This window comes from Bacillus sp. JK62, from assembly GCF_053663455.1.
In genome coordinates this window covers 954,627-969,649 of record NZ_JBSJQA010000001.1, presented here as the reverse complement: position 1 = coordinate 969,649, position 15,023 = coordinate 954,627, and the positions used below count along the sequence as shown (strand labels likewise).

The window sequence follows — 15,023 nt, the reverse complement described above, 5'->3', positions numbered from 1 at the left end:
TTTATGCCCTTTTTTCAACAAACCGTTTGATTCTGACGAGCGCTTCCTGAATCTGCTCAATGGATGTCGCATAGGAACATCTGATGTAGCCTTCGCCGCTCGGGCCGAATACATTCCCCGGAACGACGGCTACTTTTTCTTCAATGAGCAGCTGTTCCGCGAATTCTTCTGAACTCATGCCGGTCGATTGAATGGAAGGAAAGGCGTAAAACGCTCCGCCGGGGTGGTGGCAGCCGAGTCCGATCTCGTTCAATGTTTCCACAATCAGGTTTCGGCGTCTCCGGTAGCTTTTTTTCATTCTTTCGACGTCTTCCTGACCGTTTTTCAGCCCTTCAAGCGCCGCGTACTGAGCCATGGAAGGCGCACACATCATCGCGTGCTGATGAATTTTGAGCATGGCATCCCTGATCACGGGAGGCGCCGCCGTAAATCCGAGTCTCCACCCCGTCATGGCAAATGCTTTGGAGAAACCTGAAATCAAAATCGTCCGCTCCTTCATGCCGCGGATGGCCCCCATGCTCGTGAATGGCTCATCATATGTCAGTTCGGCATAAATTTCATCGGCAAGCACGATCAAGTCGTGTTTTTCAGCGAAAGCAGCGATGGATTCAAGCTCTTCTTTCGAATAGACGGAACCAGTCGGATTTGACGGCGAGCATAGAAGCAGCGCTTTTGTTTTGTCCGTCAGGGCCGCTTCAAAATCGGCTGCTGATGCTTTGAAACCTTTTGCAGCTACAGTCTGAATCGGCACCGGCTTCGCCCCCGTCAGGGTCACGAGTGATTCATATGCGACAAAACACGGTTCGGGAATTAACATTTCCTCTCCGGGATTCATAATAGCGCGGACAGCGAGATCAAGCGCCTGGCTTGCCCCTACCGTAACGATCAGTTCACTGTCAGGCGAATAACTCAGCCCGAACCGCTGATCTAAATAGCGGCTGATTTCTTCTCTCAGTTCATAAAGACCCGCATTTGCCGTATAGGCCGTATAACCCTGTTCTAAAGAAAGAATACTCGCTTCCCTCACGTTCCAGGCCGTCACAAAGTCAGGCTCTCCCACTCCCAATGAAATGACGCCTTCCATCGTAGCAGCCAGATCAAAGAATTTGCGGATGCCTGACGGTTTAATCTGCTGCACGTAGTCAGATAAATAAGAAGTCTTCGTTTCCATTTACGGAGACACCACGATTCTTTTGTCATCGTCTCCGCTTTCAAAGACTTTGCCGTCATGCTTATATTTTTTCAGGATAAAGTGCGTTGTCGTGGAAACGACAGACTCAAGGGTGGACAATTTTTCAGACACGAAGCTTGCCACGTCTGACATCGTGTTGCCGCGAATAACGACAGATAAGTCATACACCCCTGACATCAGGTACACTGATTCAACTTCCTGGAATCTGTATATCCGTTCAGCGACTTCATCAAAGCCGACATTTCGTTTCGGAGTGACTTTTACGTCAATCATCGCCGTGACGCCTTCCAGCCCGTCGACTTTGCGCCAGTCGATCATCGCCGCATAATCAATGATGACTTTTTCCTTTTCAAGCTTTTCAATGATGCTTTTGACTTCTTCGGCGGGAATGTTCGCCATTTTCGCGATCGTTTCCGCATCAACGCGGCTGTTTTCGTCTAAAATTTCTAATATTTCTGTTTCTTTTTCGGTCAGCTTCATACGTTTCACACCTTTGCATTATCAAAAATCTTCATGACATTATATCACGATTTTCGACAAATGCTAAGAAAAACCCGAAAGAAATCAGAGCTAAAATCTGACAATCAAAAAAGCCTTTACATTACAACAAAGAAAGGACGGCGAAGGCTCTCATGGAAGCTGTTTCACCGATTAAACGGGCCGCGATAGACGGAGTTGAGCTGTATTACGAGCATTATGAAAATCCCGGCAGACAGACACTCGTCTGCGTACACGGTTTTTTATCTTCGGCATTCAGCTTCAGAAAACTGATCCCGCTGCTCAGAAACCATTATGATATTATCGCCGTTGACCTGCCTCCTTTCGGGCAATCGGAAAAGTCACGGACTTTCGTATATACTTACGCAAACCTCGCCAAGCTTCTGATCGGACTTCTGGAAAAGCTCGGTATCAGCCGGGCCGCACTCATCGGCCATTCGATGGGCGGCCAGATTTCCTTATCCGCGTCTCTTCTCAGACCCGAGCTTTTTTCAAAAATCGTCCTGCTGTGCAGCTCGGGGTATTTAAAGCGCTCGCACCCGTCGATTATATTCGGGACGCACCTCCCTTGTTTTGACCTGTATCTTAAGTATTGGCTTTCAAAAGACGGTGTGCTGAAAAACCTGTTAAATGTCGTTCACGACCGGACGCTTATCGATCAGGAAATGATTGACGGTTACGAAAAACCATTTACAGACCGCCAGATTTTCAAAGCGATGACAAGGTTCATCAGACACAGGGAGGGCGATTTAGAGCCCGAGGATTTGAAGAAAGTGCAAAACCCCGCTCTTTTAATATGGGGAGAAGAAGACCGGGTCGTTCCGGTCTCAGTCGGAAAACGGCTTCATGACGACCTGCCGGATTCCATTCTGTATTCACTCAAAGATACGGGACACCTCGTACCCGAAGAGCGCCCGGAGTTTGTTTCAGAGCGGATTTTTGAATTTATTCAATAAAAAAACCGGCGGGAACCGCCGGTTTTCAAGGGGTGCAGGAGCTGCTTTCTTTTATGAACAAAAGCTGCTCGGCGGCCTTTTGGCAGCCTTCGATCGGAAGCTTTTGCTCAAATGAAGCTTCAAAGATATCCTGAATGGCTGCTGCCAGCTTGTCGGCACGGTCTTCACTGTAGACGGCCTGAACGATGTCGACGGCTTCTGTCTCATAAAAATCTTCTCCATATTTAAACGGGTCCCACTTGGCAATGATTTTCATCATTTCCATGACCGCTTGGCTTTCTTCCATTTTCATCACCGCTTATAATAAAGTTTGCAAATCTATTTTATCATAGATACGCTGTGCAAAATAATGATACTACAGGAGTGACATACATGAACTTTGATCTTCGAGAAAACCGTCTTGGCACACAATCGGTGAAATGGGACAAGGCGGAAGCGTTATTCGGCGTATCGGATGCACTTCCGATGTGGGTTGCCGATATGGATTTCCGCGCTCCCGAAGCGGTCACTGACGCCTTAAAAGCCCGCCTTGACCACGGCATATTCGGTTATACGTCTCCTGACGAAAACACAAGAGAAGCTGTCGCTTCATGGCTTGAGACACGGCACGGCTACCGGCCCGATCCCGCAAGCATCACGTTCAGTCCCGGAGTTGTCACGGCAATCAGCATGGCAGTACAAGCCTTTACCGAACCGGGCGATCAGGTGTTGATTCAATCACCGGTGTATACGCCTTTTTATCAGATGATCAAGGAAAACAAACGGCAGGTTTTACATAACCCATTACGGGAAGAAAACGGCGTCTACTGCATGGATTTTGAGGATCTTGAGAAAAAGCTGAACGATTCTGAGGTCAAGCTGATGATTCTTTGTAATCCCCACAATCCGTCCGGCAGAGCGTGGAGCCGGGATGAGCTTATGAAGCTCGGATCGCTGTGCGCCGCCCATAACGTCACCGTCGTTTCTGACGAGATACATTCCGACTTGATGCTGTACGGAAAGCCGCATACGCCTTTTGCTTCTCTGTCTGAGGAGTTTGCGCGGATTTCCGTTACTTGTGTCGCGCCGAGCAAGACGTTTAATATTGCCGGCATTCAGGCATCCGCCATTATCATTCCCGACCGTTATAAGCGGGCGAAATTCTCCGCCGCATTGCATCAGAACGGGATTTCCAGCCTCAACACATTTGCGGTTGCAGCAATCGAAGCGGCTTATACAAAGGGAGGCCCTTGGCTTGACGCGCTGATTCCTTACATTGAAGGGAATATGAAATTGGCTGAGGACTTTTTAAGAAAAGAATTGCCGAAAGTCCGCATGATGAAACCTGACGCTTCCTATTTGATCTGGATGGATTTCAGCGGATACGGATTTTCGGATGCCGAGCTCAAAGAAAGAATGCTCAAAAAAGGGAAAATCATATTAGAGCCGGGAACGAAATACGGACCGGGCGGCGAAGGATTTATGAGACTTAATGTCGGCTGTTCAGCCGCAACCGTAAAAGAAGGGCTTGAGAGAATGAAAGCAGCGCTCGCTTAGCAGCGGAAAGAACGCCTTTATCAGACGAGATAAGGGCGTTCGCTTTAGAGAAATATATACTTTTTTTGCCGGTAAAGATGTTATAATAGATTCATATTTACATAGGAAAGGATTTCGCATAAATGGAGATTGTAAAGGATTACCTGCTTCACTTCTCTTTTATTTTATTCCCTATTTTTCTTTATCAAGTCTTCTGGCTCAGCAAGCCCGATTTGCTTGTACCGAGAGCGAACCGCCTGCTGGTCGCCGTATTTGCAGCGTCATCTTCATTATTATGTACGGCTTTTCCCATTCAGGAGCTTCATTCCGTCCGTTACGGTTTGCAGCTGATTCCCATTATCGTCTGCCTGCTTTATTCCGGTACCGCAGCAGGACTTGCCGCAGGGGCGGCATCCGTTTTTTTTCAGCTCATATGGTTTGAACCTTCCGCTCTTTTTTTCTTATCCTTAATTCCTTTTTTAATCATCATCCCTATCCAGCTCCAAACGAAATGGCCTTTTTTCTCAAAGCGGAAGAAACTGCTTTTCGCTCTTCTCATCGGCTGCACTGAAACCGCCTTATTAACCGCATCTGTCTTCATCTATTCCGCGACCAATATTTTCAATTTTCAAAATCTATCTTCCGTTTATTATGAGGCGGCAGTATCCGTTTTTTTTCAAGTCAGCGCCCTTTTGCTGTGCATTTATTTGATTGAGATCATCGATGAGAATGCGTCCATGCGGGCAAGGCTGATTCACTCAGAAAAAATGGCCGTCGTCAGCGAGCTTGCGGCAAGCGTCGCCCATGAAGTCCGCAATCCGCTTACGGTCGTCAGAGGTTTTGTGCAGCTGCTGTTCAGCGGCGAGCAGCTTCAGGACAAATCCCACTCCGGATATCAGAAACTTGTGCTGTCCGAACTCGACCGGGCTCAGACGATCATTACGAATTATCTCGATATGGCGAAGCAGGATGACTATGAAAAAGAAAAGTTTGATATTTCTCTGCTCGTAAAGGAAACAGGTTCCTTAATGGAGTCTTATGCCAATTTTAAATCGGTGACCGTGACTGTTCAAAGCGAGCCTGATTTATATGTGTTCGGCGATGTAAAAAAACTGAAACAGGCCTTCATTAACCTGATTAAAAACAGTATTGAAGCCGTGCCCTCTGAAAACGGCCGAATCGAGGTCTCCGTCCAAAAACAGGAAGAGATGATTCTCATTCAGATTACGGATAACGGAATCGGCATGTCCGATGAAGAACTGCAGAAACTCGGCAAACCGTATTATACGCTGAAAACGAACGGCACCGGGCTCGGGCTTACCGTGACATTCTCGATTATTCAGCATCATGAAGGCTCCGTCTATTTCACCAGCGGCGAGCACTCGGGCACAACGGCTTCAGTCAGGCTTCCGGCAGCTGTTCACTAGCCAATCGCGTTGATCTTTTATAGAATAACTAGAGAGAGGTGAACGCTATGAATTCGTTTGAAATCGGCACAATCGTAAAAGGGTTTTATAAAACAGGAGCATACATAGGGGAAGTGACAGACGTCAGGCCCAATCACTATTTAGTGAAAATTAAAGCCGTTCTGACGCATCCCGCTCAAGGAGATCTTCATCATCCGAAGCAGGCGGATGTTCCGTTCTTTCATGAAAGAAGAGCGCTTGCATTCGGGGAACAGACAAACATACCGCATCAGATGGTCAAACCGTTTGATGGCGAAGTTCCTGATTATACGGCTTCCTTACAAGCGGCGTCTGCCCGGCTGAAAGATCAGCTTACAGCGGACGGCTCAGAATGGGCGGAACGTTCGCTCGCCAACTTGGCCGCGTTAGAGCGTGACTATTTTAAAAGAACTTGACCCAGTCGGCATGATTGGGTTTTTTTATGTGGCCCGGCGAAACAGTTCAGTCAGATCGACGCGATCACCGATCGTCGGAGGTTTCGGTTTTTCAAGATATTGTTTATCCCGCTCGACAAGCTTGAATAATTTGTATGTCGTCCGCGCATCATCCAGCGCTTTGTGATGCGTGCCCGTTCCTTTATCGCCATACTCTTCCGCCGCTTTCCAAAGGCCGGTCAATGTTCTGTCGCCGAAGAAGTTTTTGTATTCAAGGGACAGATCCCGAAGTTCTCCTTTGAACGGAAAAGGGATGTGGTTAAACATGCAATTTTGCTTTAACACTTTCATATCCATATTGCCCCAGGTGACGATCGTGCAGTTTTTATCAGGATCAAGCTCATTTAATTTGCGGATGAATTCATTAAACGTGATTCCGCCGTCCACGTCTTTTTGGGTGATGTTCAGAAAGGTTTTGCATCGTTTCGTCAGCTTTGGAAATTTTTTCGGTTTGATATAACTCGAAAACGTTTCAGTCACTTCATCATTCACCGTCTTGACAATCCCCGCTTCAATAATCTCGGGAAAGAAATTTTGCGGGCTGTATTTTCCGTCAGGCATCGTAAATTCAAAATCAATAATGAGCAGACTGCGCTGATCCACTTTTTTACACCTGCCTTTCCTCCGATCAAAAATGATATTTTATGATAGTATATCAGTTTCCCCTCTGAAACTTTCTTCATTTTCTAAAAATAATGAATTTTCCTATATCCGCATCGAAAATACAAATACCGGATTCATTCCTATATACTAATGATTAGACACACGAAAATTAAAGAAGGTGATGTTATTTCTGTCCGTAAGAAGAACTTCGTCGTCATTTGGATTACAAATTTCTTTATTTCCGCCAGCATGACCATGATTGTTCCGTTTCTTTCGTTATATATCGAAACGATCAGCCCCCATTCGGGCGGGTATGTGCAGAGATGGAGCGGGTATGTGTTCGGCGTCACGTTTTTAATGGCGTTTGTGATTTCCCCGTTTTGGGGCAGATTCGGCGATAAGCGCGGCTACAAAAAAATTCTCTTGATCACAGGCACCGGCATTGCCGTCAGCATTTTATTAATGGGGTTTGTGACATCGGTTTATCAGCTGTTTGTCCTGCGGCTGCTTATGGGCCTTGTAACAGGCTTTGTTCCGACATCGCTTGCCATGATTTCGGCGCAGACGCCGAAAGAGACTGCCGGGAAAACGCTCGGCACGCTGCAGATGGGTCAGGTGTCAGGCACTTTATTCGGACCGATGCTGGGCGGGCTGCTCGCTGACAGCTTCGGGTTTACGTACACATTTTTTATTACGTCTTTTGTTATTTTCGTATCCGTGCTTCTCGTTTTATTTCAGGTGAATGAGCAGCCGCTCGGCGAGAAACAAAACAAGCGGAAAACCTATTCCAGAAAACAGGTGCTCTCCTATATTTTTCACCAGCCCGCGCTTTGGGCGATGATGGTGCTTACCATGATCGTGCAGACCGGCAATTTCAGCATCCAGCCGCTGCTCGCTTTATATGTCAATGAGCTGCACGGACCTGTTAATTTAGCCTTTTTCTCCGGAATGGCGTTTTCAGCGACCGGACTCGGAAGCTTATTGCTTGCCCGGAAATGGGGGGACTTCGGCGACCGCTTCGGCCACAGCCGGATCTTAATCGTGCTTTTGATTGCATCAGCGGTGTTTTTTATTCCGCAGGCGCTCGCCTCCTCCCTCTCCATTCTGTTAGTCTTCAGATTTCTGTTCGGCATGGTCATGGGCGGCACGCTCCCCTGCATTACGGCCGCGATCCGCGTCAGGGCGCCGGGCAGCATCCAGGGAGAGGTGCTCGGCTATAACGTCAGCTTTCGTTTTCTCGGAAACGTGCTCGGCCCTCTGCTCGGAGGTGCGGTCTCAAGCGGTTTTTCTATTTCGGCTGCTTTCTACGTCACCGCCTTTCTCTTTTTAATAGGCGCGGGGCTTTTATGGATGGCGGGACATCTGCAAAAGGATACAGCGTCAAATGCGGGCTGACCGGCAGCGATCACGATTTCTTCTAAATTTAACCTTCTCGTATTCTTAAAAGAATGATACGATATGGCTAGAAATCAGGAGAAAAGAGAGTGACCATGGTACGTAAAATAATCGGATGGATTTTGCTGCTCGGCATTATCCCGTTGTGTGCATTTACAGTTATTGCTTCCGGCAAAGAGGTAAAACAAATCAAGCCTTTTGATCAGGTGCTCGATAAACATATTGACTTAAAAGCGATCAACCTGGTTCAAAACAGTTACATGTATGACAGGGACGGAAGCCTTGTTTCTGAGATTGTCAGCGATCATGAGAACCGCGTGATCGTGCCCTTTAATAAAATACCGAATGAGGTAAAACAGCTGTTTTTAACCTCTGAAGACCGCCATTTTTATGAGCATAAAGGGTTTGACTTTATGGGGATGGTCAGGGCGGCCGCCTCCAATTTCAAAGATCATAAAATTGACCAGGGCGCCAGCACCATCACCCAGCAGCTGGCAAGGAATGTGTATTTAAGCCATGAACGCACCTTCAGCCGAAAACTGACGGAGCTGGCCTATTCCTATCAGCTTGAGAAAAAATACAGCAAAGATGAGATTTTAGAAGGCTACTTAAATACGATTTATTTTAATAACGGTGTATACGGTGTCGGTTCGGCGGCACAATTTTATTTCAGCAAGCCGCTGAAATCTCTCACTTTGGGAGAGATGGCTTTTATCTGCGCCATCCCTAATAACCCTACATTATATGATCCTCTCAAGCATTTTGATTATACGAAAAAACGACAAGTCAGATTGCTTAACGGATTGAAAAAAGCAGGCGTTATATCCGGGAAACAGCTGAAAAAAGCCGAAAAGGAAAAGATCAAGCTTGATATAAACGAAAAAACAAATAAATATCCTGACTATGTTTCCTATGTAAATGATGAATTCACACAGCTTGTTTCCTCATCCGAAGGCTATGACAAACGTCTTGAAAAAGCTTCCGGAAAGGCGAAACAAAAAATACAGAGTGAGCTTTCCGACAGAGTCAGCACATTGTTAAAAGACGGCGTGAAGATTTATACGGCGCTGAATCCGTATATGCAAAACCAGGTCGTCGCCCAAGTGAATCAAAATCTGCCGTATGCAGGCGTCCAGGGCGGAGCGGCCGTGATTAATCATCAGACACATCAGATTATCGCGCTTTCAGGCGGGAAAGATTATCATAAATATGATTTCAACCGTGCCTATCAAGCATACAGACAGCCCGGTTCATCCATTAAGCCGCTGCTTGATTACGGACCTTACATTGAAAAGACCGGCGCAACGCCACACAGCAAGATTGACGCAAGCAAATTCTGCAGTGCGGATTACTGCCCGCAGAACTATAATAACCGCACGTACGGCACGGTTACCCTGGAAACGGCGTTTAAATACTCGTACAACACACCGGCCATCAGAATCATGGACCGCGTCGGCGTCAATAAGGCGTTCAGCTACCTTGAACCGTTTCATTTCGCGAAGCTGGTCAGCGCGGATTACCGTCTGCCTGCGGCGCTGGGCGGTTTTACAAACGGCATGACGCCGCTTGAAATGACCAATGCGTATACCACGTTCGGCAACAACGGTGTTTATACGCCGAGTCACGCGATTACAAAAGTGACTGATTTAAAAGGAAAAACGATATTAAAATGGAAAGATGAGCCGGCGCAGGTATTCAGCATGCGGACCAACATGCAGATCAAAGAAATGATGAAAGCCGTCGTCAAAAGCGGAACAGGAAAGAAAGCGAACTTTAAAGCTCCGTACGTCGGCGGAAAATCAGGAACGTCAAATGACTATCACGATATGTGGTTTGTCGGCCTGACGGATGCTTATACGATGGGGGTATGGGTCGGCAAGGATACACCGTCAAGCGTCGAATACCTTCATGACGCAAGCCCTCAGCTTTCGATCTGGAAAAACACGCTGCAGGCAGCTTATTAAAGATAACGGAGGGGATCCGCTTTGAAACCAGCTCAGCTTCCGGACCGCGTGCTTTTGTTTGACGGCGTCTGCAACTTATGCAGCGGCGCCGTTCAATTCATCATTAAACGCGATCCGGCCGGCAAAATCTCATTTGCATCATTGCAATCAGATACCGCCCGGGAGCTTTTGGCATCAGAAGGACTTCCGACAGAACAATTTGACAGCATGATTTTCATCGAAAACGGGCGGATATACAAAAAATCCGCAGCCGTGTTAAAGGTTTCCCGTCATCTCCGCGGAGCCTGGCGGCTGTCAGCGATTTTTTTCGCAGTGCCCCGCCCCCTCAGGGACAGAGCCTATTCTTTCATCGCCCGGCGCCGTTACAAATGGTTCGGAAAAAGGGAAGCATGCATGCTCCCCTCCCCTGAGATCAAAAACAGATTCCTGTCTTAACAAAAATGGCTAGCTTACACAGGTAAGCTAGCCATTATGCTATTATAAAGCTTGATAAAGATGTACAAAATACCGATAACAAAAGTAAACCAAAACAGAATCTCAAGCAATATAAAACCGATCAGCGAAACGATCGAGAGTGTCGAATAGATTCTGTACACCATGAAAATCAAATAAACGAGCGTAACAACGGTAAATAACGCCGCAATCCAAAAACCATTCTGCACGAGCGCAAAGGAAAGAATTCCTCCGCCTACATAAATTAAAGAGCCTAATCTGATTTTTTTCAGATTGTCCCCTTCAGGGTCATTTGTGAAAAACAAAAGAGACAGCTCTGTCACTGTGTTTGCAATCAGCTTCAAAGCCGAAAAAAGCATAAAATACACAAGGGCGAACGCTGCAAAAAGCGCCAGTCTGATCCCTTTCTCAGAGAAATAATCCAGCATCCCCTGATACATGCCGAGCGTCTGAAGTATCTTCATGACATAAAGCGAGGTAGAAATGGATAATGACGAACTAAAAAGCAGAATCGCAACGAGCGGAAAATAACCCGTCCAATAAGTATTTTTCATATAAAAAGTCCCTTTCTGTAATCTACCTCACTTATTATGGAGGACTTAAAACACATTGACAAGATAAAAAATTCCATTTTTCCTCACTTTTACGAAATAAGGGCCTGATCTTCACAAACAGGCTTTTTCGGAGTAAAGTAGAACGCGGGAATGATAAACGTAAGGAAGGCTGTTATGAAAAAAACATTAAAATTGCAAACCCGATTAACGATATTCGTCTGTATTGTCGTCCTTATCGCACTTTGTATCACCTTTTTCACGATCAGCGTCCAGACCGCAGACCGCGTGAAAGAAGAAGAACGGACAACCGCGCTGCGCACCGCAAAGCTGGTTGCGGAAACACCGAGTGTCGCGCAGGCATTGCAAACAAGAAAAGGGCTGAAAGAGCTCCGGAATTATACACTGGATGTCCAGCATACGACAGGAACCGAATTTGTCGTGGTGATGGATATGAACAGCATCCGCCTCACCCACCCCGACGCAAATAAAATCGGGAAGAAATTCACCGGCGGAGACGAACAGCCGGCAATGCACGGCCATATCAAAACGAGCACATCAGCGGGCACTCTCGGAAAATCCATGAGAGCCTTCGTACCGATCTATGGAAAAGATAAAAAACAAGTGGGCGTCGTTTCGGTCGGAATTTCGCTTAACAAAATACAGGATGTCGTCAGCCACAGTTTGAGACCGCTTTATTTCATCATCTGCGTAAGTATTTTTGTCGGCGTCATCGGAGCCGTGATTGTCGCCCGCACCGTCAAAAACATTATGTACGGTCTTGAGCCTTATGAAATCGCCACCCTCCTGGAAGAGCGGAGCGCCATGCTCGAATCAACGAAGGAAGGCATCCTGGCGGTTGACGCGCGGGGAAAAATAAAGCTCGCCAATGCGGAAGCGAAACGGCTTTTTATTAAAATGGGTATTCCGACTAATCCGGTCGATCAAGATGTGAACGATATTCTCCCGAAAAGCCGGCTGAAACAGGTGATTGAAACGAAAAAACCGCTTCAGGACAGGGATATCCGCATTAACGGACTTGAGCTGGTCTTTAATGAAGTTCCGATTCATCTGAAAGGACAAACCGTCGGAGCGATCGCCACGTTCAGGGACAAAACGGAGGTCAAACATTTAGCAGAACAGCTGTCCGGTGTTAAAATGTATGCAAACGCATTAAGAGCCCAGTCTCATGAATTCATGAATAAGCTTCATGTCATTTTAGGGCTTGTCCAGTTAAAAGAATACGATGATCTCGGCACTTACATTAAAGACATTGCCATTCAGCAGAAGACGGAAACAAGCGAGATTATAAGTGATGTCAAAAGTCCGGTTCTCGCAGGATTTCTTCTGGGAAAACAAAGCTACATACGCGAGCAGGGCGCTGATCTGGACATTCAGCTCGGCAGCCTGATTCCGAATGCGGCGGATCCGGCCGTCATCCATGAGCTCATTACGATTATCGGAAACCTGTTAAACAACGCGCTCGACGCGGTGGCGCAGATGCCGAAAAAAAACATTACGTGCTCGATGCGGTTTCAGGATCGCCAGCTTGATATAGAGATTACGGACACGGGAGCCGGAATGTCTGCGGCAGACCAAGCCCGTATTTTTGAACAAGGTTATTCCACGAAAGGGACAAACCGGGGGTTCGGCCTCTATTTCACCCAGCAGGCAACAGAAAATTTAAAAGGCCATATGATTGTGACAAGTGAAAAGAATGAAGGAACGACTTTCAGTCTTCGCATTCCGTATGAACCGAAGGAGGAAAATGATGATTAATGTACTCATAGTTGAAGACGACCCCATGGTGGGTGAATTAAATAAGCGCTATCTCAGCCAGATTGAAGGATTTCAGCTGAAAGGGATCGCATCATCCTTTCAAAGCGCGCTGCACGTGCTGAGCGAGCATCATATCGATCTCATCCTTCTTGACATTTACATGCCGGGAAAAAACGGGCTTGAGCTTTTAACGGAAATCCGCAAGCAGAATGAATCGGTTGATGTCATCGTCATTTCGGCCGCAAGCGAGCTGGACGTCATTAAAAAAACGCTTCGGTACGGCGCCGTCGATTATTTAATCAAACCATTTGAATTTGACCGCTTTCAAACCGCTCTTTCCGACTACAGACGCAAGCAGAAAGTTTATCAATCACACAGAAGCATGACACAGAAAGAATTGGATGCCGAGCTTTTTCAAAAGAAAGAAGCGGCGGAAAAGGTTCACCTTCCGAAGGGATTGACAAAGAGCACGCTTAAACTCATCTGGGCGAGCATTGAGTCTTTCGGCGACGGCTCTTTTACCACGGAAGATCTCGCCAAGCATACTGAAATCTCGCAAGTCTCCATCCGGAAATACCTTAAATTTCTGGAAGACATACAAGTGCTGAATGTAGAGATGGCGTACGGCACGATCGGCAGACCCGTCTTTCAATATCATATCAACACCGGCAATGTCAGCAGCATCAAACAATATTTATAATGTCAAAAAGCGCCGTTTCGCTGTGAACGGTGCTTTTTTACTGTCATATCCCGTGACAAAAGGCTTGAGATTCCTTTTTGATATGCTATATAAGGATAATGACCCGGCTGATCCTCCTCTGTTTTAACCAGATGAGGAAGCCGATTCATAAAATTGATATTTTTTAAAAAATAAGCAAATTTCTATTTATTTATGGCGGGTAAAATGATAAATTATGATTGGTTAGCAGATCTTTTCAGATAAGTCATAAGTCCCGAACCCGGAAGAGACAGCCGCTCAAGGCGGGAAAAAGAGAGACGTCTCATCATTATTATCAGAAAGTTTTTTCGATTCTGCATCCGGCACGGGGACTCAAGTCTGAATTGAACGGCACAGCCATATTTTACAGGGGGGTTATATCTTTGAAAAAACGCAAAATCGGAATGGCGATGGTGCTCATCGCAGCGGCCGGAACCATATTAAGCGCATGCGGTTCAAGTGACAAAGCAAACGGCTCCGGCAGCAAAAACTTTACCGTCGGCATGGTAACGGATATCGGCGGTGTTGATGACAAATCATTTAACCAGTCCGCCTGGGAAGGCATCCAGGCATTCGGAAAAGACAACGGGCTTACAAAAGGCAAAAGCGGTTTTGACTATCTTCAATCAAAATCAGATGCAGATTATACAACGAACTTAAATAAATTAGCGCGGGAACACTTTGACCTGATTTACGGCGTCGGGTATCTGATGCAGGATTCCATCAGCGAAATCGCCGATCAGCGCAAAGACACAAATTTTGCGATCATTGATGCCGTTGTCAAAAAAGACAACGTGGCGAGCCTTACATTTAAAGAGCAGGAAGGCTCATTCCTCGTGGGAGCGGCCGCTGCGCTATCGAGCAAAACGGGAAAAGTCGGATTCGTGGGCGGAATGGAGTCTGAATTGATCAAAAAATTCGAAATCGGCTTCCGCGCGGGTGTACAAGCCGCAAATCCGAAAGCGACCGTCGAAGTGAAATATGCGGGCGGGTTTGACAAAGCCGATGTCGGCAAGGCGACGGCTGAAAGCATGTACAAATCAGGCGTTGACGTCATTTATCACGCGGCCGGCGCAACGGGAACCGGCGTCTTCACAGAAGCGAAAAATCTGAAAAAAGAAGATCCGAAGCGGAACGTATGGGTTATCGGTGTTGATAAAGACCAGTACGCGGAAGGCCAAGTCAAAGGCACAAAAGACAATGTCACTCTCACATCAATGGTCAAAAAAGTGGATACTGCCGTGGAGGACTTAACGAAAAAAGCGAGTGACGGTAAATTCCCGGGCGGCAAAACATTAACATACGGTTTGGCGCAAGATGCAGTCGGCATCTCGGATCATAAGGAGAACCTTTCTGACGATGTCATCAAAGCAACAGACGATTGGAAGAAGAAAATCGCGGACGGACTCGAGATCCCTTCAACTGAAAAAGAATTGAAATCCTTCAAGGCTGAGTAAGAACCAGGGGATAAGGAGACTTCCGTGCTTATCCCCTCTCTT

Annotated in this window: 15 protein-coding genes; 10 read left to right on the top strand and 5 right to left on the bottom strand. The window is 46.7% G+C overall.

Translation table 11 applies throughout. The annotated features are described in order from the left end of the window. Window position 1: 1 nt before the first annotated feature. Both ACWJJ4_RS04860 and ACWJJ4_RS04855 read right to left on the bottom strand, forming a co-directional pair. Window positions 2-1,171 carry an aminotransferase gene (locus ACWJJ4_RS04860; RefSeq protein WP_003152100.1) on the bottom strand — a complete coding sequence of 390 codons (1,170 nt, stop codon included), beginning with the start codon at window positions 1,169-1,171 and terminating at the stop codon, window positions 2-4. Beyond that, window positions 1,172-1,672, bottom strand: a complete 501-nt coding sequence (locus ACWJJ4_RS04855) for an Lrp/AsnC family transcriptional regulator (RefSeq protein ID WP_003152098.1) — start codon at window positions 1,670-1,672, stop codon at window positions 1,172-1,174. It abuts the gene before it with no gap. Between the two features lie 152 nt (window positions 1,673-1,824). Here ACWJJ4_RS04855 and ACWJJ4_RS04850 point away from each other — a divergent pair, with 152 nt between their 5' ends. Continuing rightward, window positions 1,825-2,646 (top strand): alpha/beta fold hydrolase, encoded by an 822-nt coding sequence (locus ACWJJ4_RS04850; RefSeq protein WP_003152096.1) that lies wholly within the window; start codon window positions 1,825-1,827, stop codon window positions 2,644-2,646. Between the two features lie 25 nt (window positions 2,647-2,671). Here ACWJJ4_RS04850 and ACWJJ4_RS04845 read toward each other — a convergent pair whose 3' ends face one another. After that, complete coding sequence (locus ACWJJ4_RS04845) at window positions 2,672-2,932, bottom strand: DUF1871 family protein (RefSeq protein WP_003152094.1); 261 nt, start codon at window positions 2,930-2,932, stop codon at window positions 2,672-2,674. Between the two features lie 86 nt (window positions 2,933-3,018). On the opposite strand from ACWJJ4_RS04845, the gene ACWJJ4_RS04840 reads away from it, so the two are divergent. The 3 genes from ACWJJ4_RS04840 (at window position 3,019) to ACWJJ4_RS04830 (ending at window position 6,022) form a co-directional block, all read left to right on the top strand. Then, window positions 3,019-4,182, top strand: a complete 1,164-nt coding sequence (locus ACWJJ4_RS04840; protein ID WP_448197455.1) for a MalY/PatB family protein — start codon at window positions 3,019-3,021, stop codon at window positions 4,180-4,182. A 122-nt stretch (window positions 4,183-4,304) separates the two neighbouring features. Continuing rightward, complete coding sequence (locus ACWJJ4_RS04835) at window positions 4,305-5,588, top strand: sensor histidine kinase (RefSeq protein WP_003152088.1); 1,284 nt, start codon at window positions 4,305-4,307, stop codon at window positions 5,586-5,588. A gap of 47 nt (window positions 5,589-5,635) precedes the next feature. Then, entirely contained in the window at window positions 5,636-6,022 is a 387-nt protein-coding gene (locus ACWJJ4_RS04830) for a kinase-associated lipoprotein B (RefSeq protein WP_003152087.1), read from the top strand. 24 nt (window positions 6,023-6,046) lie between these two features. Here the strand turns inward: ACWJJ4_RS04830 and kapD are convergent, their stop codons facing one another. After that, on the bottom strand, window positions 6,047-6,664 hold the full coding sequence (kapD, locus tag ACWJJ4_RS04825) for a 3'-5' exonuclease KapD (protein ID WP_003152084.1): 618 nt from the start codon (window positions 6,662-6,664) through the stop codon (window positions 6,047-6,049). A 150-nt stretch (window positions 6,665-6,814) separates the two neighbouring features. Between kapD and ACWJJ4_RS04820 the strand changes: the two genes are divergently transcribed. The 3 genes from ACWJJ4_RS04820 to ACWJJ4_RS04810 all read left to right on the top strand — a co-directional run bounded on the left by ACWJJ4_RS04820 (window position 6,815) and on the right by ACWJJ4_RS04810 (window position 10,458). Further along, window positions 6,815-8,059 carry a multidrug efflux MFS transporter gene (locus tag ACWJJ4_RS04820; RefSeq protein WP_032862488.1) on the top strand — a complete coding sequence of 415 codons (1,245 nt, stop codon included), beginning with the start codon at window positions 6,815-6,817 and terminating at the stop codon, window positions 8,057-8,059. A gap of 89 nt (window positions 8,060-8,148) precedes the next feature. Continuing rightward, on the top strand, window positions 8,149-10,023 hold the full coding sequence (locus ACWJJ4_RS04815; protein ID WP_454021476.1) for a transglycosylase domain-containing protein: 1,875 nt from the start codon (window positions 8,149-8,151) through the stop codon (window positions 10,021-10,023). A gap of 21 nt (window positions 10,024-10,044) precedes the next feature. Further along, on the top strand, window positions 10,045-10,458 hold the full coding sequence (locus ACWJJ4_RS04810; RefSeq protein ID WP_003152080.1) for a thiol-disulfide oxidoreductase DCC family protein: 414 nt from the start codon (window positions 10,045-10,047) through the stop codon (window positions 10,456-10,458). Window positions 10,459-10,472: 14 nt separating this feature from the next. Here ACWJJ4_RS04810 and ACWJJ4_RS04805 read toward each other — a convergent pair whose 3' ends face one another. After that, window positions 10,473-11,030 carry a YufK family protein gene (locus ACWJJ4_RS04805; RefSeq protein ID WP_003152079.1) on the bottom strand — a complete coding sequence of 186 codons (558 nt, stop codon included), beginning with the start codon at window positions 11,028-11,030 and terminating at the stop codon, window positions 10,473-10,475. Between the two features lie 174 nt (window positions 11,031-11,204). On the opposite strand from ACWJJ4_RS04805, the gene malK reads away from it, so the two are divergent. The 3 genes from malK (at window position 11,205) to ACWJJ4_RS04790 (ending at window position 14,981) form a co-directional block, all read left to right on the top strand. Next, the gene (gene malK, locus ACWJJ4_RS04800) at window positions 11,205-12,806 is read left to right on the top strand and encodes a malate sensor histidine kinase MalK (protein WP_003152078.1); all 1,602 of its coding nucleotides are present in this window, start codon (window positions 11,205-11,207) and stop codon (window positions 12,804-12,806) included. Then, entirely contained in the window at window positions 12,799-13,506 is a 708-nt protein-coding gene (locus ACWJJ4_RS04795; protein WP_003152077.1) for a response regulator, read from the top strand. The genes malK and ACWJJ4_RS04795 overlap by 8 nt, the downstream gene beginning before the upstream one ends. 401 nt (window positions 13,507-13,907) lie before the next feature. After that, complete coding sequence (locus ACWJJ4_RS04790; protein ID WP_454021475.1) at window positions 13,908-14,981, top strand: BMP family lipoprotein; 1,074 nt, start codon at window positions 13,908-13,910, stop codon at window positions 14,979-14,981. Window positions 14,982-15,023 lie beyond the last annotated feature (42 nt).

Bases quoted from the DNA above. Each gene is read 5' to 3' on its own strand.
- ACWJJ4_RS04860 (WP_003152100.1), bottom strand. From the start codon at position 1,171: ATGGAAACGAAGACTTCTTATTTATCTGACTACGTGCAGCAGATTAAA.
- ACWJJ4_RS04855 (WP_003152098.1), bottom strand. From the start codon at position 1,672: ATGAAGCTGACCGAAAAAGAAACAGAAATATTAGAAATTTTAGACGAA.
- ACWJJ4_RS04850 (WP_003152096.1), top strand. From the start codon at position 1,825: ATGGAAGCTGTTTCACCGATTAAACGGGCCGCGATAGACGGAGTTGAG.
- ACWJJ4_RS04845 (WP_003152094.1), bottom strand. From the start codon at position 2,932: ATGGAAGAAAGCCAAGCGGTCATGGAAATGATGAAAATCATTGCCAAG.
- ACWJJ4_RS04840 (WP_448197455.1), top strand. From the start codon at position 3,019: ATGAACTTTGATCTTCGAGAAAACCGTCTTGGCACACAATCGGTGAAA.
- ACWJJ4_RS04835 (WP_003152088.1), top strand. From the start codon at position 4,305: ATGGAGATTGTAAAGGATTACCTGCTTCACTTCTCTTTTATTTTATTC.
- ACWJJ4_RS04830 (WP_003152087.1), top strand. From the start codon at position 5,636: ATGAATTCGTTTGAAATCGGCACAATCGTAAAAGGGTTTTATAAAACA.
- ACWJJ4_RS04820 (WP_032862488.1), top strand. From the start codon at position 6,815: ATGATTAGACACACGAAAATTAAAGAAGGTGATGTTATTTCTGTCCGT.
- ACWJJ4_RS04805 (WP_003152079.1), bottom strand. From the start codon at position 11,030: ATGAAAAATACTTATTGGACGGGTTATTTTCCGCTCGTTGCGATTCTG.
- malK (WP_003152078.1), top strand. From the start codon at position 11,205: ATGAAAAAAACATTAAAATTGCAAACCCGATTAACGATATTCGTCTGT.
- ACWJJ4_RS04795 (WP_003152077.1), top strand. From the start codon at position 12,799: ATGATTAATGTACTCATAGTTGAAGACGACCCCATGGTGGGTGAATTA.